This is a genomic window from Streptococcus gwangjuense, assembly GCF_003627155.1.
Lineage (GTDB): Bacteria > Bacillota > Bacilli > Lactobacillales > Streptococcaceae > Streptococcus > Streptococcus gwangjuensis.
Map to the genome: position 1 here is coordinate 1443069 of NZ_CP032621.1, position 26098 is coordinate 1469166.

General features: G+C 42.4%; 27 protein-coding genes. 11 read left to right on the top strand and 16 right to left on the bottom strand.

Going from position 1 to position 26098, the window contains the following annotated elements; all coding sequences use genetic code 11:
- The first annotated feature begins 171 nt into the window (after positions 1–171).
- The gene (locus D7D53_RS07185) at positions 172–1803 is read left to right on the top strand and encodes a Na/Pi cotransporter family protein (RefSeq protein WP_120770571.1); all 1632 of its coding nucleotides are present in this window, start codon (positions 172–174) and stop codon (positions 1801–1803) included.
- 97 nt (positions 1804–1900) lie between these two features.
- On the opposite strand, the gene D7D53_RS07190 is transcribed toward D7D53_RS07185, so the two are convergent.
- On the bottom strand, positions 1901–2197 hold the full coding sequence (locus D7D53_RS07190; RefSeq protein WP_120770572.1) for a bacteriocin immunity family protein: 297 nt from the start codon (positions 2195–2197) through the stop codon (positions 1901–1903).
- A gap of 19 nt (positions 2198–2216) precedes the next feature.
- A complete protein-coding gene (pepA, locus tag D7D53_RS07195; RefSeq protein ID WP_120770573.1) occupies positions 2217–3281 on the bottom strand; it encodes a glutamyl aminopeptidase in 1065 nt (354 codons plus the stop codon).
- A 237-nt stretch (positions 3282–3518) separates the two neighbouring features.
- On the opposite strand from pepA, the gene D7D53_RS07200 reads away from it, so the two are divergent.
- The 4 genes from D7D53_RS07200 to D7D53_RS07215 all read left to right on the top strand — a co-directional run bounded on the left by D7D53_RS07200 (position 3519) and on the right by D7D53_RS07215 (position 7240).
- Positions 3519–4478, top strand: a complete 960-nt coding sequence (locus D7D53_RS07200) for an ABC transporter permease (protein ID WP_162927888.1) — start codon at positions 3519–3521, stop codon at positions 4476–4478.
- On the top strand, positions 4468–5424 hold the full coding sequence (locus D7D53_RS07205) for an iron chelate uptake ABC transporter family permease subunit (RefSeq protein WP_120770575.1): 957 nt from the start codon (positions 4468–4470) through the stop codon (positions 5422–5424). The genes D7D53_RS07200 and D7D53_RS07205 overlap by 11 nt, the downstream gene beginning before the upstream one ends.
- A complete protein-coding gene (locus D7D53_RS07210) occupies positions 5421–6173 on the top strand; it encodes an iron ABC transporter ATP-binding protein (RefSeq protein ID WP_120770576.1) in 753 nt (250 codons plus the stop codon). Before D7D53_RS07205 ends, D7D53_RS07210 begins: the two co-directional genes overlap by 4 nt.
- Positions 6174–6268: 95 nt before the next feature.
- Entirely contained in the window at positions 6269–7240 is a 972-nt protein-coding gene (locus D7D53_RS07215) for a siderophore ABC transporter substrate-binding protein (protein WP_120770577.1), read from the top strand.
- Between the two features lie 111 nt (positions 7241–7351).
- On the opposite strand, the gene yidD is transcribed toward D7D53_RS07215, so the two are convergent.
- The 10 genes from yidD to D7D53_RS07265 form a co-directional block, all read right to left on the bottom strand.
- On the bottom strand, positions 7352–7594 hold the full coding sequence (gene yidD, locus D7D53_RS07220) for a membrane protein insertion efficiency factor YidD (protein ID WP_000821624.1): 243 nt from the start codon (positions 7592–7594) through the stop codon (positions 7352–7354).
- Positions 7594–8316: a pseudouridine synthase gene (locus tag D7D53_RS07225; protein ID WP_120770578.1), complete on the bottom strand. Its 723-nt coding sequence runs from the start codon at positions 8314–8316 to the stop codon at positions 7594–7596. The genes yidD and D7D53_RS07225 overlap by 1 nt, the downstream gene beginning before the upstream one ends.
- Complete coding sequence (scpB, locus tag D7D53_RS07230; RefSeq protein WP_120770579.1) at positions 8303–8872, bottom strand: SMC-Scp complex subunit ScpB; 570 nt, start codon at positions 8870–8872, stop codon at positions 8303–8305. Before scpB ends, D7D53_RS07225 begins: the two co-directional genes overlap by 14 nt.
- An 18-nt stretch (positions 8873–8890) precedes the next feature.
- A complete protein-coding gene (locus D7D53_RS07235; protein ID WP_049551789.1) occupies positions 8891–9619 on the bottom strand; it encodes a segregation/condensation protein A in 729 nt (242 codons plus the stop codon).
- Entirely contained in the window at positions 9619–10353 is a 735-nt protein-coding gene (xerD, locus tag D7D53_RS07240) for a site-specific tyrosine recombinase XerD (protein WP_281268598.1), read from the bottom strand. The genes D7D53_RS07235 and xerD overlap by 1 nt, the downstream gene beginning before the upstream one ends.
- Positions 10350–10811 carry a cyclic-di-AMP-binding protein CbpB gene (gene cbpB, locus D7D53_RS07245; protein WP_120770581.1) on the bottom strand — a complete coding sequence of 154 codons (462 nt, stop codon included), beginning with the start codon at positions 10809–10811 and terminating at the stop codon, positions 10350–10352. Before cbpB ends, xerD begins: the two co-directional genes overlap by 4 nt.
- Positions 10808–11329: a metallophosphoesterase gene (locus D7D53_RS07250; RefSeq protein ID WP_061864530.1), complete on the bottom strand. Its 522-nt coding sequence runs from the start codon at positions 11327–11329 to the stop codon at positions 10808–10810. The genes cbpB and D7D53_RS07250 overlap by 4 nt, the downstream gene beginning before the upstream one ends.
- Complete coding sequence (locus tag D7D53_RS07255; RefSeq protein ID WP_120770582.1) at positions 11305–12276, bottom strand: nucleoside-triphosphate diphosphatase; 972 nt, start codon at positions 12274–12276, stop codon at positions 11305–11307. The genes D7D53_RS07250 and D7D53_RS07255 overlap by 25 nt, the downstream gene beginning before the upstream one ends.
- Positions 12273–13067 carry a glutamate racemase gene (gene racE / locus D7D53_RS07260; RefSeq protein ID WP_033684754.1) on the bottom strand — a complete coding sequence of 265 codons (795 nt, stop codon included), beginning with the start codon at positions 13065–13067 and terminating at the stop codon, positions 12273–12275. Before racE ends, D7D53_RS07255 begins: the two co-directional genes overlap by 4 nt.
- Positions 13068–13266: 199 nt before the next feature.
- On the bottom strand, positions 13267–13515 hold the full coding sequence (locus D7D53_RS07265) for a YneF family protein (protein WP_000364990.1): 249 nt from the start codon (positions 13513–13515) through the stop codon (positions 13267–13269).
- Positions 13516–13818: 303 nt separating this feature from the next.
- On the opposite strand from D7D53_RS07265, the gene D7D53_RS07270 reads away from it, so the two are divergent.
- Entirely contained in the window at positions 13819–19092 is a 5274-nt protein-coding gene (locus tag D7D53_RS07270) for an SIALI-17 repeat-containing surface protein (RefSeq protein ID WP_120770583.1), read from the top strand.
- 53 nt (positions 19093–19145) lie between these two features.
- On the opposite strand, the gene mraY is transcribed toward D7D53_RS07270, so the two are convergent.
- From mraY to rsmH, 4 genes are read right to left on the bottom strand one after another with little or no spacing between them, the layout of a single operon-like run.
- The gene (gene mraY / locus D7D53_RS07275; protein WP_120770584.1) at positions 19146–20126 is read right to left on the bottom strand and encodes a phospho-N-acetylmuramoyl-pentapeptide-transferase; all 981 of its coding nucleotides are present in this window, start codon (positions 20124–20126) and stop codon (positions 19146–19148) included.
- Position 20127: 1 nt separating this feature from the next.
- Entirely contained in the window at positions 20128–22380 is a 2253-nt protein-coding gene (pbp2x, locus tag D7D53_RS07280) for a penicillin-binding protein PBP2X (RefSeq protein WP_120770585.1), read from the bottom strand.
- A gap of 3 nt (positions 22381–22383) precedes the next feature.
- Complete coding sequence (ftsL, locus tag D7D53_RS07285; RefSeq protein WP_120770586.1) at positions 22384–22701, bottom strand: cell division protein FtsL; 318 nt, start codon at positions 22699–22701, stop codon at positions 22384–22386.
- Positions 22702–22710: 9 nt separating this feature from the next.
- Positions 22711–23661: a 16S rRNA (cytosine(1402)-N(4))-methyltransferase RsmH gene (gene rsmH / locus D7D53_RS07290; protein ID WP_049500347.1), complete on the bottom strand. Its 951-nt coding sequence runs from the start codon at positions 23659–23661 to the stop codon at positions 22711–22713.
- 166 nt (positions 23662–23827) lie between these two features.
- Between rsmH and D7D53_RS07295 the strand changes: the two genes are divergently transcribed.
- From D7D53_RS07295 to D7D53_RS07315, 5 genes are read left to right on the top strand one after another with little or no spacing between them, the layout of a single operon-like run.
- Positions 23828–24022, top strand: a complete 195-nt coding sequence (locus tag D7D53_RS07295; RefSeq protein WP_001082472.1) for a helix-turn-helix transcriptional regulator — start codon at positions 23828–23830, stop codon at positions 24020–24022.
- Positions 24023–24037: 15 nt separating this feature from the next.
- Complete coding sequence (locus tag D7D53_RS07300; RefSeq protein ID WP_120770587.1) at positions 24038–24580, top strand: DUF3278 domain-containing protein; 543 nt, start codon at positions 24038–24040, stop codon at positions 24578–24580.
- A gap of 10 nt (positions 24581–24590) precedes the next feature.
- The gene (locus D7D53_RS10210) at positions 24591–24917 is read left to right on the top strand and encodes a hypothetical protein (RefSeq protein ID WP_120770871.1); all 327 of its coding nucleotides are present in this window, start codon (positions 24591–24593) and stop codon (positions 24915–24917) included.
- 26 nt (positions 24918–24943) lie between these two features.
- Positions 24944–25522, top strand: coding sequence for a DUF3278 domain-containing protein (locus D7D53_RS07310; protein WP_120770588.1), 579 nt, complete (start codon positions 24944–24946; stop codon positions 25520–25522).
- The gene (locus D7D53_RS07315) at positions 25519–25995 is read left to right on the top strand and encodes a glutathione peroxidase (protein WP_070482169.1); all 477 of its coding nucleotides are present in this window, start codon (positions 25519–25521) and stop codon (positions 25993–25995) included. Before D7D53_RS07310 ends, D7D53_RS07315 begins: the two co-directional genes overlap by 4 nt.
- The last annotated feature ends 103 nt before the right edge of the window (positions 25996–26098 follow it).

The window sequence follows — 26098 nt, forward strand, 5'->3', positions numbered from 1 at the left end:
TATAAAAGGAAATACCTATATCTAGGTTAGAAATTGGTAAAATTAATATAATTAAGGTCCATTCTAACGAATTTTCTTTCTAAAATCTTAGCTTAACACTTGTTAGATTTACTTTTATCCTTTAAAATAGAATAGGAGAAATTCCGTTATTATTTTTCGGAGGAAAAAGAAATGTCCATTAATTGGCAGGAAATTTTATTTCACTTTTTAGGTGGTCTAGGACTATTCTTATATAGTATTAAGACCATGGGAGACGGTTTGCAACAAGCTGCTGGAGATCGCCTTCGTTTTTACATTGACAAGTACACTAGCAATCCCTTTTTAGGTGTTCTAGTAGGAATTGTCGTGACTGCCCTGATTCAGTCAAGTACAGGGGTTACAGTTATCACGGTTGGACTGGTCAGCGCTAGTCTTCTCACTCTTAGACAGGCTATCGGAATTATCATGGGAGCCAACATCGGAACCACCGTTACTTCCTTTATCATCGGTTTCAAGCTTGGCGAATATGCTTTACCCCTGATTTTCCTTGGAACCATGTTCCTCTTCTTTACCAAAAATAGAACAGCAAACAATATCGGACGCATCCTGTTTGGTGTAGGAGGAATCTTCTATGCTCTAAACCTCATCAGTGCCGGTATGAGCCCTCTTAAAGATTTACCACAATTTAAGGAATACATGGTAACCTTGGGACAAAATCCTGTGTTGGGAGTTTTTGCCGGTGCAGTGATTACCGTTCTCATCCAAGCTTCTTCTGCGACAATCGGGATTTTGCAAGGTCTCTATGCAGGTGGATTCCTTGACCTTAAAGGTTCGCTACCGGTTCTCTTCGGGGATAATATCGGGACAACCCTAACAGTTATCATCGCGGCAGCTGGAGCCAATATCTCTGCAAAACGCGTTGCTGCAACCCACGTTACCTTTAACGTTTTGGGAACTATTCTTTGCTTAATCTTATTAGGTCCATTTACGTCTATGATTGAGTACTTCCAGGCACTCCTTCACCTCTCACCTGAGATGACCATCGCCTTCTCTCACGGTGCCTTTAACGTAAGTAACACTATTGTACAATTTCCCTTCATCGGAGCCTTGGCCTACTTTGTCACCAAGCTCATCCCTGGTGAAGATGAAGTTGTCAAGTACGAGCCGCTTTACCTTGATGAGCATTTGATTAAACAAGCTCCATCAATCGCTCTCGGAAATGCGAAGAAAGAACTCCTTCACTTGGGAAATTATGCTTCTAAAGCCTTTGACCTTTCATACAACTACATCATTGACCTTAATGAAAAGGTTGCTGAAAAAGGACACAAGACAGAAGAAGCCATCAATACCATTGATGAAAAATTGACTCGTTACCTTATTACTCTTTCAAGTGAGGCCCTTAGCCAGAAAGAAAGTGAAGTGCTGACCAACATCCTGGATTCATCCCGCGATTTGGAACGGATTGGGGACCACGCAGAAGCTCTTCTCAACCTGACTGACTATCTTCAACGTAAAAATGTTGAGTTCTCTGAAGCTGCTTTGCAAGAACTGGCTGATATCTATCAAAAAACCACCGGCTTTATCAAGGATGCCCTTGATAGTGTAGAAAACAATGATATCGAAAAAGCTCAAAGTCTGATTGAACGCCATAAAGAAATCAACAATATGGAACGTGTTCTCAGAAAGACCCACATCAAACGCCTCAACAAGGGCGAGTGTTCAACACAAGCTGGGGTCAACTTTATCGACATCATTTCCCACTATACTCGTGTATCTGACCACGCCATGAACCTTGCTGAAAAGGTCATCGCTGAACAAATCTAAGATCCAAGAAGCTATCCTAGATAGGATGGCTTTTTTCTTTTCCTAACCAAGAATTGCTTTTCTAACATATAGAAAAATGCTTTGATTCACAATGGAATCAAAGCATTTTAAAGAGCTCCCCATACATAATCGCAGAAGCTGCAGTTCCCCTGTACTTGGCTTCTTCTCTTTTGATAAAGCGAGCCAAGTTGAGCAACTCAGGTGCTGGATGTTTGGGATTTAGGAGCAATTCACGATTGACCAGGCCTGAGAGACGAACTGCCAGCAATTGCTCATTTGTAGTAGGCAGTTTTTTAGCAGTCTCTAGGAGAGCAGCAACTAAATCTTCACTCAAATCATTTCGAGCATGATTGTAAAGATCTTTTATAAGGCTTTCTAGGTTTGGTTCTACCATCCCTACCACCTCCTTAAGTTTAATAATTTTTAATCAAGTCAACTGTTGAACGATCCAATTTTTTCACCAAGGCTTGTAAGAAGGCTTGAGCTTCTAGGAAGTCATCCATTGCATAGAGGGTTTGGTGAGAATGGATATAACGAGCGCAAACACCGATTGTTGTAGATGGGACACCACCATTTTTCAGATGAGCTGCGCCAGCGTCTGTTCCGCCTTTACCACAGTAGTATTGGTACTTGATACCAGCTTCTTCAGCCGTTGTCAAAAGGAAATCCTTCATACCTGGAAGAAGCAAGTGACCTGGGTCGTAGAAACGAATCAAGGTTCCATCTCCAATCTTGCCTTGACCGCCATAAACATCACCAGCAGGTGAGCAGTCAACTGCGAGGAAGACTTCTGGGTCAAACTTGGTTGTGGAAGTATGAGCACCACGCAGACCAACCTCTTCTTGGACATTAGAGCCAAGATAGAGTTCATTTCCGAGTTTTTGACCTGACAGAGCTTCTGCCAATTCACTAACCATAAGAACACCGTAGCGGTTGTCCCAAGCTTTTGAGATAATATTTTTTTCATTGGCTGTTAAGATTGCAGAACTATCTGGTACGATGGTGTCACCAGGACGGATGCCAAAGCTTTCTGCCTCAGCCTTATCCGCAAAACCACCATCAAAGACGATATCTGCAATGGCTGGCATGGTTGGTCCACCCTTACCACGAGTCAAATGTGGAGGGACAGAACCTGAAATCACAGGAATTTCACGACCATCACGAGTCAGAAGTTTGAAACGTTGGCTGCTGACAACCATTGGGTTCCAACCGCCGATTTCTACAACACGGAAGGTACCATCTGGCTTAATTTCGCTGACCATAAAACCAACTTCATCCATATGAGAAGCGACCAAGACACGCGGTGCATTCGCAGCTTCTGAATGTTTAATCCCGAAAATACCACCCAAGCCATCTGTCACCACTTCATCCACATGCGGTGTCAACTTTTCACGAAGATAGGCACGGACAGGCGCTTCATGACCTGAGATAGCAGCAAGTTCTGTTACTTCTTTGATTTTTGAAAATAATGTTGTCATTTCAGTTCCTTCTTTCTTTCATCCATTTTACCACTTTTTATAGGAGAAGGATAGCGAGAAGGTGGATAGTTTTTTACTCAGTTTTCCTACTAAAAAAGAGAGCCCGATGTCCTTTCAGGAATTTTTCTTTCTTTTTACATTAAATTGTCAGAAAATTTATTGACAGATTAAAGAAATCGTGTTACAGTAATATCCGCAGGTATCTTTCGGTACCAAATCCACATGAAAGGACGGGGTATGAAACTTTCTCATTATTTAATTGGCTTACTTCTACTCCTAGTCTTTCTCTCTATTAGCATTGGGACCAGTGATTTTTCATGGGGAAAGCTCTTTGCTTTCGACCAGCAGACCTGGCTTCTCTTTCAAGAGTCCCGTCTTCCAAGAACCATCAGTATTCTCCTCGCGGCCTCTAGTATGAGTATGGCAGGACTTCTCATGCAGACTATCACTCAAAATCAGTTTGCTGCACCGAGTACAGTTGGAACCACTGAAGCTGCCAAACTAGGAATGGTATTGAGCCTCTTTGTCTTTCCGTCGGCTAGTCTGACACAAAAGATGCTCTTCGCCTTTGTTTCATCCATCGTATTCACCCTCTTCTTCCTAGCCTTTATGACTATTTTTACTATAAAGGAAAGGTGGATGTTGCCTCTGATTGGGATCATCTATAGTGGAATTATCGGTTCTGTGACAGAAGTTATCGCCTATCGTTTCAATCTGGTTCAGAGTATGACAGCTTGGACCCAGGGCTCCTTCTCCATGATTCAGACCCATCAGTATGAGTGGCTCTTCTTAGGCCTTATTATCCTGATAGCCGTTTGGAAATTATCCCAAACCTTTACCATCATGAATCTAGGAAAAGAAACCAGTGAGAGTTTGGGGATTTCCTACTCCCTACTTGAAAAACTAGCTCTCTTTCTGGTGGCGCTAACGACAAGTGTCACCATGATTACCGTGGGCGGCTTACCATTTCTTGGAGTCATCGTTCCCAATCTTGTTCGCAAGCACTATGGAGATAATCTAAGACAAACCAAACTCATGGTCGCACTGGTAGGTGCCAATCTAGTTCTGGTCTGTGATATCCTATCCCGAGTTCTGATTCGGCCCTATGAGCTGTCTGTCAGTCTCTTGCTAGGAATCATCGGTAGCCTCGTCTTTATCCTACTTCTCTGGAGAGGGGGACGAAGAGATGCAGTCTAAAAGCAAACATACCAAGCTCTTCTGGCTTCTCATTATTCTGGCCGTCGGAGCTTGTCTCCTCTACTTCTGGCCCATCACTCACTTGTCTGCCTTTGCTTGGAAGTTGCGTTCCCAAAAGATCATCGTTTATCTCTTGGTAGCCATCGCGACTGGGATTTCGACCATTAGTTTTCAAACTTTGACAGAAAATCGCTTCCTGACACCTAGTATTTTAGGAATCGAATCCTTCTATGTCCTACTGCAAACTCTGCTACTGGTTTTTGAAAGCAAGTTTTTACAGCTTGAGAAGTCTCCTATCTTAGAATTCCTAGTTTTGCTGCTGCTTCAATCCCTCTTCTTTCTTGCCTTACAAGGCTACTTGAAGACACTGATGAAACAAGACCTGGTCTTCATCCTGCTAATCTGTCTAGCCCTCGGAAGTCTCTTTAGAAATATCAGTACCTTCCTTCAGGTCTTGATGGATCCAAATGAATACGATAAACTGCAGAACAGTCTCTTTGCTTCCTTTCAACATCTCAACACTTCCATCCTAGCCATCGGTTCTCTGATTATCCTTGCTTTGACAATCTTTTTCTTTCGAAAAGCAGTCATTCTGGATGTCTTGCACCTACAAAGAGAAACGGCTCAGATATTGGGACTCGATGTTGAAAAAGAACAGAAAGAAATCCTCTGGGGTATCGTGCTTTTAACTTCAACGGCCACTGCCTTGGTAGGGCCTATGGCCTTCTTCGGCTTTATGCTGGCCAACCTCACCTACCTGATTGTCAAAGACTATCGGCACAAGTTACTCTTTATCGTAGCCATTCTGGTTGGATTTATTAGTTTGACCTTGGGGCAAGCCCTGATTGAACGAGTTTTTGCGCTGGAAATTCGCATCAGTATGGTCATCGAGAGTGTAGGGGGTCTCTTATTCTTTATCTTACTATACAGGAGGGCGCGTCAGTGAAACTGGAAAACATTGACAAATCCATTCAAAAACAGGATATTTTGCAAGGCATTTCGCTTGAAGTCAGTCCTCAGAAACTGACATCCTTTATTGGTCCAAATGGTGCTGGAAAATCGACTCTCCTCTCCATCATGAGCAGACTGACCAAGAAAGATCAGGGAATTCTCAGTATCAAAGGCCGTGAAATCGAGAGTTGGAATTCACAAGAACTGGCTCAAGAACTGACTATCCTAAAGCAGAAAATCAATTACCAAGCCAAATTGACGGTTGAAGAACTGGTCAGTTTTGGACGTTTTCCCTACAGCCGAGGTCGACTGAGTCCAGAAGATTGGGAAAAAATCCGAGAAACCCTGACCTATCTGGAACTGACCAACTTAAAAGACCGCTACATCGATAGCCTGTCTGGAGGCCAGCTCCAGCGGGTCTTTATCGCTATGGTACTGGCCCAGGATACAGACTTTATCTTGCTGGACGAACCACTCAACAATCTCGATATCAAGCAAAGCGTCAGCATGATGCAGATTCTCAAGCGACTGGTGGATGAACTCGGCAAGACCATTATCATCGTCCTCCACGATATCAACATGGCCAGCCAGTATGCGGATGAAATTGTCGCCTTCAAGGACGGTCAAGTCTTTAGCAAGGGAACGACTACTCAAATCATGCAGGCTGACCTCCTCAGTCAACTCTATGAGATTCCCATCACGCTGGCTGATATCAATGGCAAAAAGATCTGTATCTATAGCTAGTAACATAGAAGCTCAAGTTAGAGAACCTTCAGTCTCTTAGTCAATAAAATCTAGAGACTCCCTAAATCGTTATCACATTTTAAAAAGGAGAAATCATGAAAACATCCCTTAAACTTTATTTCACTGCCCTAGTGGCCAGCTTCTTGCTCCTACTTGGTGCATGTAGTACAAACACAAACTTAAACACTAGTAAGTCGGAAACAAGCAGCTCTACTCCAACAGAAGTGACCATTAAAAGCTCACTGGACGAAGTCAAACTTTCAAAAGTTCCTGAAAAAATTGTTACCTTTGACCTCGGTGCTGCGGATACTATTCGCGCTTTAGGTTTTGAAAAGAATATCGTCGGAATGCCTACAAAAACTGTTCCGACTTACCTAAAAGACCTAGCTGGAAAAGTTAACAATGTTGGTTCTATGGTTGAGCCAGACCTAGAAGCCATTGCTGCTCTTGAACCAGATTTGATTATCGCTTCACCACGTACCCAAAAATTTGTAGATAAATTCAAAGAAATCGCCCCAACCGTTCTCTTCCAAGCAAGCAAGGACGACTACTGGACTTCTACCAAGGCTAATATCGAATCCTTAGCAAGCGCCTTTGGTGAAACTGGTACACAGAAAGCCAAGGAAGAATTGGCCAAGCTAGACAAGAGCATCCAAGAAGTCGCTACTAAAAATGAAAACTCTGACAAAAAAGCCCTTGCTATCCTCCTCAACGAAGGAAAAATGGCTGCCTTTGGTGCCCAATCTCGTTTCTCTTTCTTGTATCAAACCTTGAAATTCAAGCCAACTGATACTCAATTTGAAGATTCTCGCCACGGACAAGAAGTCAGCTTTGAAAGTGTCAAAGAAATCAATCCTGATATCCTCTTTGTTATCAACCGTACCCTTGCCATCGGTGGTGACAACTCAAGCAACGATGGCGTCCTAGAAAATGCCCTTATCGCTGAAACACCTGCCGCTAAAAATGGTAAGATTATCCAACTAACACCAGACCTCTGGTATCTAAGTGGAGGCGGACTTGAATCAACCAAACTCATGATTGAAGACGCACAAAAAGCCTTGAAATAAGTTGCTTCAAACTTAACTAACATCTTTACATGATAAAACGCATCCTGTCAAGCTCACTCAAACCTGATAGGATGCGTTTTTATCATTTCACTAAAATATTTTTACCCAGCCTCATTTTTCTTCTTGATTCCGTTTGAGTGAAAAGTGGTCTGGGACGGGGTCCTTACCTGTTTTCGACCAGGGATGGCAACGTAAAATCCGAGCTAAGCCCATCAAGACACCCTTGAAGCCATGTTTTTCAATAGCCTGAATCATGTAGTTGGAACAAGTCGGCTCAAAACGACAAGAAGGTGGAAAGGCTGGTGAGATAAAACGTTGGTAAAAGCGTACAGGCGCTATTAAAATTCGTTTCATTATTTCTTGGTTACAGCCATGGTGTGTAGTTTGCTGATTTCTTTTTTGTTAAGACGGCGGGATTCTCCTGGACGGAGTCCTGTCAAGTCTAGGTGTCCAAAACGGGTCCGTGACAACTTGTCCACTTGAAGACCGACAGCTTCAAACATCTTTTTAACCTGGTGGTTACGCCCTTCATGGATAGTCAACTGCACTACTGAGCGATTTTTAACTGGATCCACTTTGAGAATCTCATAGACAGCTGGCTTAGTTTTCTTGCCCTCAATCTCCACTCCACGAGTCAAGGGACGAAGATTTTCCTTATTGGCAATACCTTTAACACGCGCGACATAGACCTTGTCAATCTCATTACGTGGGTGAATCATCTCATCCGTAAAATCCCCATCATTTGTCAAAATCAAGACACCTGATGTATCCCAGTCCAAACGACCTACAGGGTAGATACGCTCCTTCACGTTGGGCAAGAGGTCGACAACCGTCTTGCGGCCCTTGTCATCTGTCACACTGGAAATGACACCGCGTGGTTTGTTAAGTAGATAATAGACCTTTTCTTCGTTGTAGATAGGTTGACCTTCAACTTCGACCTTGTCGCCTGACTTGATAGTGGTTGCTAGTTCACGTACCACCTGGCCGTTAACCGTCACCAAACCTTGCTTAATCAGCTCTTCTGCTTTTCTCCTACTGGCCACACCTGCGTGGGCAATATACTTATTGATTCTCATCTTCTTCTATCCTTTCACCAAATAATTGGCTTTCTTGGGCTTGAATCTCAAGCTCATCAATCACTGGTAATTCTTCTAAATGGTTAATTCCCATGTAATCTAGGAAATAATCCGTAGTCACATAGAGGTTGGGGCGCCCCAACACTTCTTTTTTCCCGTCTTCTCGTATCAAGTCAAAGGCCTGCAACTTTGCCAAGGCCCCACTCGAGTTGACCCCACGGATGGCATCAATTTCTATCCGTGTGATGGGCTGCTTATAGGCAATGATGGACAAGGTCTCAAGGGCAGCCCGAGATAAACTCTGGTTGATAGGTGCCTTAGAGTATTCCTTCAAGATCTCTGAAAACTGAGGCTTGGTCACCAATCTATAAGCACCACCAGTCTCAATCAGATCCAAACTGGAATCTGGGTCCTTTTCATACTTCTGAGATAATTTTTCTAAACTCTGTTGGATGCCTGTCGGTGGCAGAGAGAGGAGTTCGGCTAACTGGCGGACTCTAATCCCATCTTCACCCGCTACAAACAAGAGCGCTTCTATTTTTGCTAAAGTACTCATCTTTCCTCTCTATCAAGTCTAGCTTTGGGCCACTTGACTTTCTTCCTTCTTTTCCATGAGATAAATATCTCCGAAACTTTCCTCTTGCACGAGGATCAGCTCCTGGGTTTTGATTAACTCTAGGGTTGCCAAAAAGAGGGTGATGACCTCTTGGACATTCTGGGCTTCCTTAAACAAATCCTGCAAGCGCAACTGGTCTCGTCCAGTCAAGGACTCTTTCACGATAACCATCATGTCCTCAATCTTATACTCATCCCGCAAGATAGTCGTGTGATTCTGTGCAAACTCCTCTTTTTTCTTGGCTAGGATATTTGAAAAAGCCAAAAAGAGGTCAATGGTCGTCTTGTCATGAACAAGCTCCGCATCTTCGTAAATCAACTCTGTCGGCGCTTTGGAATAGTGCTGAGCTCGTTCTTGGTGCTTGGCTTCTAGGTGTTCCCCCAAGAGCTTAAACTTGCGGTATTCTTCGATTTGAGAGAGAAGATCCTGCTCTAGATCGTCCTCCAAGTCGGTCACTTCTGCTACCTTTGGCAATAGCTTGCGACTCTTAATCAGCATAAGCTGACTGGCCATAACCATATACTCACCCGTCACTTCTAGACGCATAGCCTGCAGGGTTGAGACATAGGCTAGATACTGTTCGATGACTTCTGTGATGGGCACATCGTAGATATCCATCTGGTACTTGGAAACCAGGTGCAAAAGAAGATCCAGCGGCCCTTCAAAATCTTTTAATTTAATATCCATTATCTATATTTTTCTAAGGTCAGAACTGTTTTTAATCCTAATTTTTTTGCAATTTCGTACAAATCGACCTTGTTTTCAATTTGTCTTAAAATGAACTGTTCCCGCAAGGCTTGGGCTGATAGTGCTGGAAAACCTTTCTCCTTGACAAAAGCTTCTAGCTGACGGAAGGCCCACTGACGAGAATAGGCTTTCCCTGTCCTTTCAAAAAGATAGGTCTGGCCCATCAAGGGTTCTAGCTCTGAAAGCAAGCTCGTGGGAATGGTGACAATCCTCTGTTGGGAAGCCTTCTGGATTCTCAACACTTGAAAATCTAGATTGATATCCGCAACCTTGAGAGCTAAAACCTCACTCGGCAAGAGGCCCATTTCTAGGATTAAGAGCGCTAGCAAGCGGCCCTCTGGATAGTCGCTTTCCTGCCAAAAAGAGGCTAGGTCTAGAATTTCTGGCTTTTCCGTCTTCTTCTCAGCTTGTTTAGCTAATTCCAAACGATAAAAGCTGTCCACCTCTCCTTTTTGATAGAGAAAGTAGAGAAATTGATTACAGGCCGAAAGTTTTCGTTTCTGGGCGCTGATTTTTAGATTGGCTAGCTGGGCTTGGTAAATCTTGAGACTAGTTTCAGAAACCCTCTCGCCGACAATATCTAAAAATTGTTCCAAATCATACCTATAAGACTGCTTGGAATTAGCAGACAAGCCCTGCTTTTCCTCTAAAAAGTCTGAAACCCTATCTCTCATTTGCATCGAATCACATATTCCTTACTAAAGTCATGCAAGAGAGCATTCACTGCCTTTAGGATAGACTTGCGCGTGATGATCCCTTGGAAAATCCCTGACGCATCCACAACCGGCAAGAAGGACTCATCTACCAACTTGTGCAAGACCTCCGTAATGGTAAAATCAGGCGAAACAACCGCTACATCCTTTTTGGTCATATGAACAATATCCGTATCCGCCATGATTTCTTGGCTCAGGTCATGCTCCATCTGATAAGCCATAATATCTCTGAGCCCAATAGTTCCAACAAACTGTTTTTCATCTGTCACAACAGGAACACGGGTATAAGTCATCTGACTAAGCAAGAGGGTTGCGTGATCTGCATTATGGGTATTAATTAACACAGCCAGATTTTCAGCAGGAGTCAAAAATGTTTCCTCTTGCCCCAACAAGAAAGTCTCAAACTCCTTGGCAATCATCGGCTAAACTCCTTGGACAAGCCCGGATACACCTCATGGTCTCGTGTCAAAAAGTCGACTTTAAAGTAACTATCATCAATCTCCACACGAGCATAGAGACATTCTCTGACGGTCCCACGTGGTTGACTGATAGAACCTGGATTTAGAAAGAGGGTCTTGCCTTCCATCCAAGCATTTGGCACATGCAAGTGACCATAGAGGCAGATATCGGCCTCTTCCTCCTGAGCCCAGTAGTCCAACTTTTGAAAATTGAAATTGATGTCAAACAAGTGACCATGGGTTTGGATAATCTTGGTCGAACCAAGCTCAGTCACCAAACGTTCTGGGTAACCTGCATAGAAGTCCATATTCCCTTTGACAACGCGGATGCCCTCCCAAAGGGGAGAATCGGGACGCAGTTCAGAATCGCCATTATGAAAAACGGCATCAACTTTGCCCACATAGCGATCACGGATTTCTTCCACAATCAAGCTATCGCCATGAGAATCGCTCATTACAATGATGGTTTGCTTTGCCATGATGGAAATACCTCCAAAAGTTTCTTAACGGCTAAGGCACGGTGAGATTGACTATTTTTTTCTTCAAGGGTTAATTCAGCTGAGGACTTACCTGTCTCTCCTACAAGGAAGAGAGGGTCATAGCCAAAGCCATTTTCACCCTTAGGTTCAAAGTTAATGTAGCCAGGCCAGTCAGCTTCAACAACCAAACTTTCCTTGTTTGGGCTGGCTACGACTAGGGTTGTATGGAATTGAGCCGAGCGGTCCTTGAGTTCAAAGACCATGGCCAACTCGTGCAAAAGTTTAGCATTGTTTTCACGGTCAGTAGCTCCCACACCTGCGAAACGAGCTGACCAGACACCTGGCAAGCCACCAAGGACATCGACTTTAAGTCCAGAATCATCTGCCAAAACCATCTTGCCCGTTAATTGAGAAATGGTTTCTGCCTTGAGACGGGCATTTTCTTCGAAGGTCATGCCTGTTTCTGCTACTTCAGGCAGGTCAGGATAGTCATTAAGATTTTCCACATCGTAGCCTAGCTTGTCAAAGATAGCTCGGAATTCCTTGGTCTTGCCTTCGTTTCGAGTCGCAATCAATAAGGTTTCTCTGACCTTGCTTGTCTCAAAGAAATCATGAACATTGACCCCTTCTTTAGGCAATTCTACATGCAGGAGTTGCCCATTTTCAACCAAGAGCAGGGCCCCCTGACGTTGAATAACTTCCACATTTCGTCCCATTTCTTGGTTGAGGATATCTACCACAAAAGACAATAAACGGTAGAGAGAACCATAGCGTAAAACAGTAACTGAAATCGGGAAACCTCGTTCCTCGTCTCGAAAGATTTTGGCCAATCCAACCAGAGGGAAATCCAAGTCTTCATCAGTCAACGTCTGGACGCCACCAAAAATACTATATGAGCCGACATACCAGTCCTGGTCATCCTTGTATTCATAAATTTTATTTGTCATAATTCTACATGCTCCACATGAATCTCTTTTTCCAGCCATTCTTCACCAATTTGTGCAAAACTTTGGCTGCTGGCTGTTGTGTAAAAACGGTGATGGAGTGGTCCAGCATCGCGACCACGATTGATTTCAAAATAATTGAGTAAGACTGAGATATCCCGTACGCACTCTGCTCCACTATCGATGAGCTGAACCTTGGGCCCCATGACATTTTGAATAATAGGTCTGAGGAGTGGATAATGGGTGCAACCCAAAATCAGGCTATCCACCTTTCCAACCAAGGGACGCAAGGTTTCATAGACCACTTTCTTGGTAACACTGGTTGACAGGGCACCAGACTCCACCAAGGGAGCAAACTTGGGACAGGCCAAACTCTCCACCTGTAAGTCCGGATCCAGATCGTTAATTTTCTGACGATAAATGTCAGATTGGACCGTCATAGGCGTTCCAATGACTCCGATTTTTCCACCTTGACTGGACTTGATAGCTGCCGAAGCTCCTGGCAAAATCACACCTAGAACAGGAATGTCTAGTTGAGCCTTGATTTCTTCCCAGACGACTGCAGTCGCAGTGTTACATGCAATGACAATCATCTTGACATCCTTGGTCAAGAGAAAGTTGACCAACTGCCAAGTATATTCACGAATTTGCTCAGCAGGACGGGGACCATAGGGCGCCCGCGCCGAATCTCCAATATAGACGATTTCTTCATGGGGAAGCTGGCGCATGAGCTCGCGCACAACGGTCAAGCCCCCGACACCCGAATCCAAAAAACCAATTGGTCGATTATCCATACAGTCTTCTTTCTAGTCTTTTTTCTGATTGATAGTTCATTATGATTATTGATCCTTATGAACTGAATGACAGCCTAATCAACAACTATCTCTCTTAATCATAATCAAATATCAATAGAATGCAAGGAAAAAGTCTCATCCCTAAACCATAACCAACATAGTGAGAAGTCTGGAACTTTCATCCCAGACTTTTCCTTATTTATTTTTTCTTTTTATTGTTAGCAAGGGCTGCCTTTTGTTGGCGGATGATTTGGTGGTAAACTTGTTGTACCTTGGCTTCGCTTGGTTTTTGACCATTTGCACTCAAAAGAGTACGAACTGCTTCAGCATTCAAACGTGGGTTGTCAGCAAATTCTTTTTCAATTTGCTTACGAACCAAGTACATTCCTCCAAGAGCTCCTCCTAGAAAAGCCAGTACAATCAATACAATTGCTAATAGTAAATCCATCATATTTCTCCTGTTTCTTTTTGAGTCTCTTTCATTATACCATAAACTAGCCACCCTGACTAGTTTGTTTTACGCTTTCAGGGATGGGTAGGCTGTAATAAAGTTGGCTTATTGTTCTAGTCAAAACTAGAAAGAATATAAAAAATACACTTTTTTAATACAAAACAATATCAAATATATATCCTCCTTAAATCCCCTTGACAACACTTCATTAGCTGGTAAAATCAGATTAACAATACAATATAGAAACAAAAGTCCGTCTCATAAAAATGAAAGCGCTTTTAATCAATGAAGGAGGTTTCTATGGAAAAAATTTGGAGGGAGAAATCCTGTCGCTACAGTATTCGGAAGCTAACAGTTGGCACAGCCTCTGTTTTGCTTGGAGCAGTTTTTCTAGCTAGTCATACCGTCTCTGCTGATACTATTGAAGTAAAGCAAAATGAGCCTACACTAGAGAAAACTAGCTCTAAGTTAGACACTGTAACGAAAGCAAGTGAATCAACTGAGCATACACAGCCAAACGTGCCAATTGATCATACAAAACCAGTTCTAGCTAATAATAGTTCTTCTGAAAGTAAACCCGCTGAGGCTGATGTTACTTCTGCTACAACTAATCAAGCCAGTACTGAGGCTATTGTAAAACCTAATGAAAATAAGGAAACCGAAAAACAAGAACTACCTGTGACAGAACAAAGCAACTATCAGCTAAACTATGATCGACCAACAGCTCCTTCCTATGATGGCTGGGAAAAACAAGCACTCCCAGTTGGGAATGGTGAAATGGGTGCTAAGGTTTTTGGTCTCATCGGCGAGGAGAGAATCCAATACAACGAAAAAACTCTTTGGTCAGGTGGACCGCGTCCCGACAGTACCGACTATAATGGAGGAAACTATCAGGAACGGTATAAAATTTTAGCAGAAATTCGTAAGGCTCTTGAAGACGGAGATCGCCAAAAAGCCAAACGATTAGCTGAACAAAATCTAGTTGGACCAAACAACGCCCAGTATGGACGTTATCTAGCCTTTGGTGATATCTTCATGGTCTTCAATAACCAGAAAAAGGGGCTGGATACAGTTACAGACTATCACCGTGGTTTGGATATCACAGAAGCCACTACTACAACTTCTTACACCCAAGATGGAACGACCTTCAAACGCGAAACCTTCTCAAGTTACCCTGATGATGTCACCGTGACTCACTTGACCCAAAAAGGGGACAAAAAACTTGATTTTACAGTTTGGAATAGCTTGACAGAAGACTTGCTTGCTAACGGAGACTACTCAGCGGAATATTCTAACTACAAGAGTGGCCATGTTACGACAGACCCAAATGGTATCCTACTAAAAGGTACAGTCAAAGATAATGGCCTCCAGTTCGCATCCTATCTAGGAATTAAAACGGACGGAAAAGTTACTGTCCATGAGGATAGTTTAACAATCACAGGAGCTAGCTACGCTACGCTTTTACTCAGTGCCAAGACTAACTTTGCTCAGAATCCAAAAACAAACTATCGCAAAGACATTGACCTCGAAAAAACAGTTAAAGGCATTGTAGAAGCAGCTAGGGGCAAAGACTATGAGACACTTAAAAAGAACCATATCAAAGACTATCAAAGCCTCTTTAACCGCGTCAAACTAAACCTAGGTGGAAGCAATGCTGCTCAAACGACAAAAGAGGCCCTTCAGACCTACAACCCTAGCAAAGGGCAAAAACTGGAAGAACTCTTCTTCCAATACGGACGTTATTTATTGATCAGTTCATCTCGTGATCGGACAGATGCCCTTCCTGCCAACCTACAAGGAGTCTGGAATGCCGTAGACAATCCACCTTGGAACGCTGACTACCACCTCAATGTCAATTTGCAAATGAACTATTGGCCAGCCTACATGAGCAATCTAGCTGAAACAGCCAAGCCAATGATCAATTACATTGATGATATGCGTTACTATGGCCGTATCGCTGCTAAAGAATACGCTGGTATCGAATCAAAAGATGGACAAGAAAATGGTTGGTTAGTTCACACCCAAGCAACACCATTTGGCTGGACTACTCCTGGTTGGAATTACTATTGGGGTTGGTCGCCAGCAGCTAATGCCTGGATGATGCAGAATGTCTATGACTACTATAAATTCACCAAGGATGAAAGTTATCTAAAAGAAAAGATTTATCCAATGCTCAAGGAAACAGCTAAGTTCTGGAATTCCTTCTTGCACTATGATCAGGCCAGCGACCGTTGGGTATCTTCTCCGTCTTACTCACCAGAACACGGTACTATTACCATTGGAAATACCTTTGACCAATCACTAGTCTGGCAGCTATTCCATGACTACATGGAAGTCGCCAACCATCTGAATGTCGACAAAGACTTAGTTACAGAGGTCAAGGCTAAATTTGACAAACTAAAACCACTTCACATTAACAAAGAGGGACGCATCAAGGAATGGTACGAAGAAGACAGTCCACAATTCACTAATGAAGGCATTGAAAATAACCACCGCCACGTTTCCCATCTGGTAGGTCTCTTCCCAGGTACGCTCTTTAGCAAGGACCAGGCTGAATATTTAGAAGCTGCGCGTGCTACCCTCAACCACCGTGGAGATGGTGGTACTGGTTGGTCTAAGGCCAATAAAATCAACCTCTGGGCTCGTCTCTTAGACGGTAACCGTGCCCATCGCTTGCTCGCTGAACAGCTCAAATATTCAACCCTAGAAAACCTTTGGGATACGCACGCACCTTTCCAAATCGATGGAAACTTTGGAGCAACCAGTGGAATTGCAGAAATGCTTCTTCAATCACACACTGGCTACATTGCACCATTGCCAGCCCTTCCAGATGCTTGGAAAGACGGTCAGGTTTCTGGTCTGGTTGCCCGTGGTAACTTTGAAGTCAGCATGAAGTGGAAAGATAAAAACCTGCAAAGCTTGTCCTTCCTGTCAAATGTCGGTGGAGACCTAGTTGTAGATTATCCAAATATCGAAGCCAGTCAGGTTAAGGTTAATGGTAAATCTGTCAAAGCAACTGTTCTTAAAGATGGCCGCATTCAACTGGCAACACAAAAAGGTGATGTCATTACCTTTGAACATTTCCCTGGTCGTGTAACCAGTCTGACAGCAGTTCGACAAAATGGTGTCACCGCCGAACTCACTTTCAATCAGGTAGAAGGTGCTACCCACTATGTCATCCAAAGACAAGTGAAAGACGAATCTGGCCAAACCTCTGCAAGCAGAGAATTTGTAACCAATCAAACCCATTTTATCGACCGTTCGCTCGACCCTCAACTCGCCTACACTTATACTGTTAAGGCTATGCTGGGTAATGTTTCTACACAGGTATCCGAAAAGGCCAATATCGAAACCTATAACCAGTTGATGGATGACCGTGATAGCCGAATCCAATACGGTTCTGCATTTGGAAACTGGGCAGACTCAGAATTATTTGGAGGGACAGAGAAGTTTGCCGATCTTTCACTAGGTAACTATACAGATAAAGATGCGACAGCAACAATTCCTTTCAATGGTGTTGGCATTGAAATCTATGGTCTCAAATCATCTCAATTGGGAATCGCTGAAGTCAAAATCGATGGTAAATCAGTCGGTGAACTGGACTTCTATACTGCAGGTGCAACTGAAAAAGGTAGCCTTATCGGTCGCTTCACAGGATTGTCAGATGGTGCTCATATGATGACTATCACTGTAAAACAAGAGCATAAACACCGTGGCAGTGAACGTTCCAAAATCTCCTTAGACTACTTTAAAGTTTTACCTGGACAGGGAACAACCATTGAAAAAATGGATGACCGTGACCCTCGCATTCAATACGGATCTCAATTCAAAGATTGGAGCGATACTGAATTATATAAGAGCACAGAAAAATATGCGGACATCAATAACGCCGACCCAAGTACCGCTTCAGAAGCTCAAGCAACCATTCCATTTACTGGAACAGGTATTCGAATTTACGGACTTAAAACATCCGCTCTCGGAAAAGCTCTCGTGACACTAGATGGCAAAGAAATGCCAAGTCTAGACTTCTACACTGCTGGCGCTACCCAAAAGGCAACCTTAATTGGAGAATTTACTAATCTGAGCGATGGCAATCATATTTTGACCTTGAAAGTTGATCCAAATTCACCAGCAGGACGCAAGAAAATTTCTCTAGATTCATTTGATGTGATTAAGGCTCCAGCTGTAAGCTTGGATAGTCCAAGTATCGCACCACTTAAGGAAGGGGATAAAAACATCTCTTTAACTCTTCCAGCTGGAGATTGGGAAGCCATCGCTGTGACCTTCCCAGGCATCAAAGATCCACTCGTTTTACGCAGGATAGACGATAATCATCTAGTTACGACTGGAGATCAGACTGTCTTATCAATCCAAGATAATCAGGTACAAATCCCTATCCCTGACGAAACCAATCGAAAAATTGGAAATGCGATAGAAGCTTATTCTATCCAGGGAAATACAACAAGCAGTCCTGTAGTAGCTGTCTTTACCAAAAAGGATGAGAAGAAGGTTGAGAATCAGCAGCCAACTACAAGCAAGGGAGATGACCCTGCTCCTATTGTAGAAATTCCTGAATACACTAAGCCTATCGGTACAGCTGGACAGGAACAACCGCCTGTAGTAAATAATCCGGAATATACTAAACCTATAGGTACAGCCGGACAGGAACAACCGCCTGTAGTAAACATTCCTGAGTACACTAAACCTATCGGAACAGCGGGACAAGAACAGCCACCTACCGTTTCTATTCCTGAGTACACTGAGCCTATCGGAACGGCTGGACAGGAACAACCGCCTACTGTGTCTATCCCTGAATACACTCAACCTATCGGAACGGCTGGACAGGAACAACCGCCTGTAGTAAATATTCCTGAGTACACTAAACCTATCGGCACAGCAGGACTAGAACAACCGCCTACTGTGTCTATCCCTGAGTACACTCAACCTGTCGGGACAGCGGGACAAGAACAACCGCCTACTGTTTCTGTTCCTGAATATAAACTTCGTGTCTTAAAGGATGAAAAGACTAAAGTTGAAATTATTGGAGGAGCGACTGACTTAGAGGAAATTTCTCACATTTCTAGCAGACGTGTATTAGCTCAAGAACTATTTGGTAAGACCTATGATGCTTACGATCTTCACCTTAAAAATTCAACAGATCATAGTTTACAACCAAAAGGAACTGTCTTGGTCCGCTTGCCTATTTCCTCAGCTGTCGAAAATGTCTACTACCTAACTCCATCAAAAGAGTTACAAGCACTCGATTTTACTATTCGCGAGGGAATGGCAGAATTTACGACTAGCCATTTCAGCACCTATGCAGTTGTTTATCAAGCTAATGGAGCATCAACTACTGCAGAGCAAAAACCAAGTGAAACAGATATCAAACCATTAGCCAATAGCTCTGAGCAAGTTTCATCTAGTCCAGACCTTGTTCAATCGGCAAATCATTCTCCTAAAGAACAACTTCCAGCTACTGGTGAAACATCCAATCCACTACTATTCTTGTCAGGATTGAGTCTAGTCCTAACAGCAACTTTTCTACTTAAGAGTAAGAAGGATGAATCCAACTAACTTTTAACCACACAAAAACCAGGATGAAGATAAGCTTCATCCTGATTTATTTTTTACAGTAGGTATAAAAAGGCTAGTGTCAAAAGACTTGCTAGAAGCCCCACTCCCCAAAAGAAGAAGTCGACCTTCCACTCGCTCCAAGGACTTCCCTTACCAGACAATCCTCCAAGCTCAAAATGATGATGCACAGGCGTCATACGGAAAATACGTTTACCACCTGTCATTTTGAAATAACCGACTTGCATCATAACCGAAGTTGTTTCAAAAACATAAACAATTCCGATAATCAGGAGAGTCCATTCTTGGTGGAGTGCCATAGAGATAGCTGCCAGCATTCCACCGAGAGCCAAACTTCCCACATCCCCCATAAAGACCTTGGCAGGCTTATGGTTAAAGACGAAGAAGCCGAGCAAACCACCAATCATGGCTAGAATCACCAGAAGAATATCCATCTGACCTTGCACATAGGCAATAACTCCATATGCAGACAAACTAATCACGACTGAAATACTAGCCAGACCATCAATTCCGTCTGTCAAGTTGACTGCGTTTGAAAAACCAACTAGCCAGAAAAGGGCGAAGACAATATAGAAAATCCCTAGATGCACTTGGTAACCAAAGACTGAAAGCATATCGCCACCGCGCTCATAGAAAAGGTAGAAAATGACGCCACCTAGCAGCTGAAGAGCCAATTTCTGTTTGGGATTAAGGCCCTCATTGATTTTACGGAAGACCTTGAGAAAGTCATCTAAAAAACCAACCAAACCATACAAGACCAAAATAAACAAAATCATACCAACATTATTGGTCAATTGTTTTGAAAACAGAGCGACGAGGAAACTCACCACAACTGCAGCAATGAGGAAAACAAGCCCTCCCATTGTAGGAGTCCCAGCTTTTGCCTGGTGCTGTTTAACATCCTCATGCATCTGCTGGCCTGTAATTTGCGCCTTTCTATAAAATTGGATAAAGGCCGGAATTCCTACTAAAGTTAGTAAAAATGTCACAATTCCAGCACTGATGGAAATAAACATATTAGTCTCCTAAAGTTAATTTAATTTTTTTAATGTTTTTAATAGCTGTATTAGTCCGAACGTCTTGCTTCTGAACAACAGAACCTGAACCTTCAAATTCCAGCTCAATATCCAACCATTTAGCAAAGGCCTCAGCAATCTCTTTTTTCCAGCCATACATATCTGGAATTTCTTCTACCTTATCCGATAAAAGGAGAACTTGTTGGTTTGGTGCAAGATTTTTTCCTTCTTCTACAGAAGTCTCTTTAATCTTTGTTCCAGTACCAACAACGATTGGTTGCACAATATTTCGACGTAAGGCTTCCGCCAAATCACCAGGTGAAATATCCTTGATGCTAGGCATTGCATACGAAGATTCTGTCGTCACTTGATCTAAATTCTTAGCTGGAGATTGAAGGTTCAGAGATTCTTTCATCGCTGAAGCCCGCTCCAAGATTGGATTGGAAAACTCTCCCAACTGGGCAGCTGAATAATGCTCAGGCTGTTGAACCGTTACATACAAGATAAAATCAGGATTTTCAGCAGGATTCATAGTCACAACTGAGAAAATATAATTGGTAGAACCAACCAAGTATCCTCCATTTTTCTCATCAGCGATTTGAGCCGTACCGGATTTAACTGCTACATTTTGTCCAGGAACTGTTATAATTGGCTTTCCTGTGTAGTGATTATACATAGTTCCATATAGAGGGTCCGTCCCAACTAATATCATGTTAGTACGAGTCAAGCTTGCTGCATCTTCAGATACAGGTTTTCCTACAATCTCTTTTTGAGACTTTCGTACAGACTGATTGTTAGTATCATAAATAGCACTGATAAATTTTGGCTCCAACATAACCCCATCGTTGGCAATGGCTGTAAAAGCACGTAGCATCTGGGTCTGCGTTACAGAAATCCCCTGACCAAATGCACTCATGGCAATATCGACAATATTATCTGCAGGCAATTGACCTGAATACTCATCAGTCAGACCAAAACGCGTCGGCACCCCAAACTTAAAGCGGTTTAGATAATCCAACCAAGTAGCATCTCCCATTTTTTGTTCAAGTAGACTCATTCCAACATTACTGGAGTGAGCGAAACCTTGTAAGAAAGTCATCATCCCACCAGTCGTCAAACCACCATTAACATCCCAATCTCGAATCGTCGCATCCGCTATTTTTAATTCACTACTATTGAAATATTCTCCACTTGGGAAGGTATTGTTGTCAATAGAAGAAGCTAACGTCATGACCTTCATGGTTGATCCTGGTTCATAATTACTTTGATAAAGAATATCACGCCAAACAAAATCCTTAGTGATTCCTTCTTTAGTATCTGCATTAAATGTCGGTCGTTGGGTGGTAGCGAGGATTTCACCTGTCTTTGCACTGACCAAGGTCGCGGTCATATACTTACCTTTTACTTTTTCTAGAAAGGTATCCATCTGAGTTTCCATGAAAGATTGGAGTGGGCTAGACAATGTTGTATAAACATCCTTGCCATCCACAGTCTGTTGCGATACCTGTTCTGTACCTGGTACGATATTTCCTACACGGTCTTTTTCATAGGTAATAATACCGTCTGTCCCAGCAAGAATGGTATTTAACGAACTCTCCAGACCAGAAGTTCCTAATAAACTCTTACTGCCGTCCTCATTTTCATGGAGTTGGGCTAAACCAATAAAACTAGAAGCAAATTGTCCATTTGGGTAGCTTCTGTTAGGGCTAGTTGTAAAGTCAATCCCTTCCACACTAGCATCTTTCAAGTCTTTTTTAATAGCCATCATATTGGCATATGTAATCCCATTTCCTTTTGCTCCAAAGGAAACTTGGGTCAGATTTGGTTGAGCCAGTTGCTCTTTCACATAAGCTTCATCCATATCCAAATACTTATGGAAGACTTCAGCTACCTTATTAAACTGCGAATCCTCTACATAAAGAATTTTACCCGTTGCTGACTTGTATTTTTTATCAATAACAGCATAGACGTTATAAGAGGTCGCATCTTCAGCGATAGGCACTCCATTTCGATCATAGATAGTTCCGCGTTTGGCAGGAACTGTTCGGGTTGTTTGGTGAACCTTTTTAGCTTCTTTTACCAAGTCAGTACCAAATATATTACCTTTTGCGATAATATAAGCAAAATTGGCCAAAAAGAGGGCGAAAAGGGCAACAGCTACAAAGCTGAGGTACTTGCCAACTATCCTACGATTTTTTGCTGGAGATTTACGATTTTTTATCGCAAATCGGGTTATTTTTTCTGTCCATTTCATATCTTACTCCGCTGTTCGGATATTTTCATTATTCAATTTCAAATCTTTTTTATCTGCAATCTCTTTCAAGCGCTCTGAACGAATCAATTCATTCACTTCCTGCTTAGCATCATCCAGCTCTGTCTTCTTTTCCTCTATCTGCGCATTGATTTTTGTTAAATCACTTTGCACTTGCAAGAGTCGTGTCTGCATAAAGATAATGCTCACTGCTAAAACGAGAGCCGTAAAAGCGATGGAAAGATAAAAAGCCTTCTCCACACGTGAGAATTTTTTTATACGATTCTGCAAGAATTGACTGGTTGTTTCTTTCTTATCTAGCATTTTTTCCTCTTACTTGTGAATTTTTCTGGCCACGCGCAACTTGGCTGAGTGCGAGCGGTTATTGGCTTCTAATTCTTCTGCACTTGGCAAGATTGGCTTACGGGATACTAATTCCATCTTGGGCTTGAGATCATCTGGGATGAAAGGTAAACCTTTGGGAACTTCAACCGTTGAAGCTTCCTTGAACAATTGCTTGGTCAAGCGGTCTTCCAAGGAATGAAAGGTAATCACTGAAATTCTACCATCCAGAGCCAACATCTCCATAGCCTGCTGGATAGATTCATCTGCCGCTCCCAGTTCATCATTGACTTCAATTCGAATAGCCTGGAAAATCTGCTTGGCAGGATGGCCCTTCTTCTTGAGCTCCTTAGCAGGCTTAGCCGACTTGATAATCTCTGCCAACTCAGTCGTTGTCTCGATTGGCTTGACTTCACGCGCTTGTTCAATCTTACGCGCAATCTGTTTAGAGAATTTATCCTCACCATACTTGAAGAAAATACGAACCAAGTCATGATAGTCATAGTGGTTCACCACTTCATAGGCTGTCAGACTAGCTTCCTGATTCATCCGCATGTCCAGTGGCGCATCCTTTTTATAAGAAAAACCACGTTCACGCTGGTCCAATTGAGGACTAGACACTCCCAAGTCATAACAAATTCCATCAATTTCCTGAACACCAGCTTCGCGCAAACGTGCCTGTAAATGACGGAAGTTATCCTTTATAAAAGTCACCATCCCTTTTTCGATATAGGGTGCCAAACGTTTTTGCGCATTGTTAATGGCATTCTGGTCCTGGTCAAAGGCATAGAGATGGCCTTTTTCACTTAATTTACTTAATAAATATTCGCTATGGCCCGCTCCACCTAAAGTCGCATCAACGTAGATACCGTCAGGCTTTACGTCGAGCATATCAATCGTTTCGTGGAGTAAGACCGTTACATGATGAAATTCTTTTGTCATATCCTATCTATTTTACCACAAATCCGACCAGCTTGCACTAGTCAGACAAATAGACCAAAAACAAGTAAGATTTCTTTAAGAAATATGTCAAATATGCTTGACATCTATTTCTTAGAAGAATATAATATAGTCAAATATATGCGACACAACTCAGAAAGGAGTCCAGATGAATCGTGTGAAAGAATTTCGCAAGGAACTGGGCATTTCCCAGCTCGAGCTAGCCAAGGATATCGGTGTCTCGAGACAAACCATCAATATGATTGAAAACGACAAGTACAATCCAACCCTGGAACTCTGTCTCAATCTCGCCCGCAGCCTCCAAACTGACCTCAATAGTCTCTTTTGGGAGGAAGATTTTTAAAAAAGGAGCCAACTCATGAAAAAAGAAACCTTCACTGAAAAACTGATCAAACGCACATACGGTATTTCTGGTCCCCTTGACGAATACAAACGGCGTGAGGCCAATCGTATTGGGAACCAAGTCTTTATCGTCCTCTTTTATCTGATGATTTTCGGAAATCTTATTCCACTCCTTCTGGCCTATAAATACCCTCAAGAAGTGGCTCTAATCTATCCTCCTCTGATTTTAGTGATTGCCCTCATCTCTGCTGGCTATGTCACCTACCAAATGAAAAAAACAGGGATTACAACTATTGAACCAGATATACTGAGTGAGAAAGAAAGTAAGCAACTTCGCTACCCAGGTCTTAAAGCAGGTTTGTTCTTTGGTCTATGGATGTTTTTTATAACTCCTCTTCTCAATATACTCATAGGTGAAAGTCCGGACTATTTTCATTCTCTTCTCACTATAAGAAATGGTGTATCAAGCATTCTCGGTTCTATCTTCTTCGGAGCAAGCATACAGTTCCTCATTTCCCGTCGCATTGAAAAAGCTAAGAAAGATCAAGATGAGGATTAGGAGGTGCCTTATAAAATCACTAGTAACTTTACTTACCTATCATCTTTTGTTTGCTTCACTGTTCATCTTCATCATCGTTTCAGGGAACTTGCCAATCTACGATATAGTCCTCCTTCCAGTCTTTGTTCCAGCACTCAACAAAGGATTGACTTATCTAAAGATTGACTCCCAAAAAACGCGCATACTCAACTTAGCACTATTCTTTATGATTCTATCCTTACCACAACTGACGCTCATTTCAAGCAATTGGAAATATTATATACTGCTAACTATCGCTATCCTTTCTTCTATTACTTATCTTTATTATCTCTATCAATTCGTAAAAGAAACAAAATAGCATCGTTCATTTAGGAGAAATCACCCATGAAAAAAGAAGACTTAACAACTCGCCTACTTCGAAATTTCTTTCATATCCAAGGGCCTTTTGATGAATGCCGTCAAGAGGTTATCTACAAGGCTTGCGCCCGTTCCATGATCCAAATCTTTTACTCTTCCTTCATTCTCTTCCTATTCTATATTTTGTTCGGAAGCTTTATAGAAATTGTTCGAAATGTTATGCCCTACATCTATTTTGGACTCATTTTGTTCATGAGTATAAAAGCTCAAAAAGCCGTCCAAGAGCTTCATCTTGAAAAGGATGACAAATCAGAAATCATTCTCAAAACCTACAGCAAAGCCCAAATCAAATTTAGGAGTTGGATTGTGTTTATCGGTATTCAGATTGGTCTCTTTACCTTACTCATCTTTCATAAAGTCTTCGTTCAGCAGATGTCCCTTTCAGATTTTGGAAAGTTGCTCATGCAATTCGATAAAAGTGGTCCTTTCCTGATGTATGGCCTGATTATCGGTAGCATTTTTGGAACCCTGACCTACGGATTTCTATCACTACAGGAGGAGAAAACTCCTAAAAATACCAAACAGAAGGAGAAAAGCAAGCAATGACTTCACTATACGATTTTTCAGTCTTGAACCAAGACCATCAAGAAACTCCACTAGAGACCTATCGTGGTAAGATTCTCTTGGTTGTCAACACTGCTACTGGATGTGGTTTAACGCCCCAGTACCAAGGTCTCCAAGAACTCTATGACCGCTATCAAGAACAAGGTTTTGAGATTTTAGACTTCCCTTGCAATCAGTTTATGGGACAAGCACCAGGTAGTGCAGAGGAAATCAACGCCTTCTGTAGCCTACATTATCAGACCAGCTTCCCACGTTTTGCCAAGATCAAGGTCAACGGTAAGGAAGCAGATCCTCTCTATGTTTGGTTGAAAGAACAAAAATCTGGTCCACTAGGAAAACGAATCGAATGGAATTTCGCTAAGTTTCTCATCGGTCGTGATGGGCAGGTCTTTGAACGCTTCTCCTCCAAAACAGAGCCAAAACAAATTGAAGAGGCGATACAAAAATTACTCTGACTTTTTTTTGAATACATTCTTTCATTCAGTTTAATTCTTGAAAGGATGTATTTTTCTTTAAAAAGTGAAAGAATTTCTTTAAATTAGGTTTACTTTCTCTATT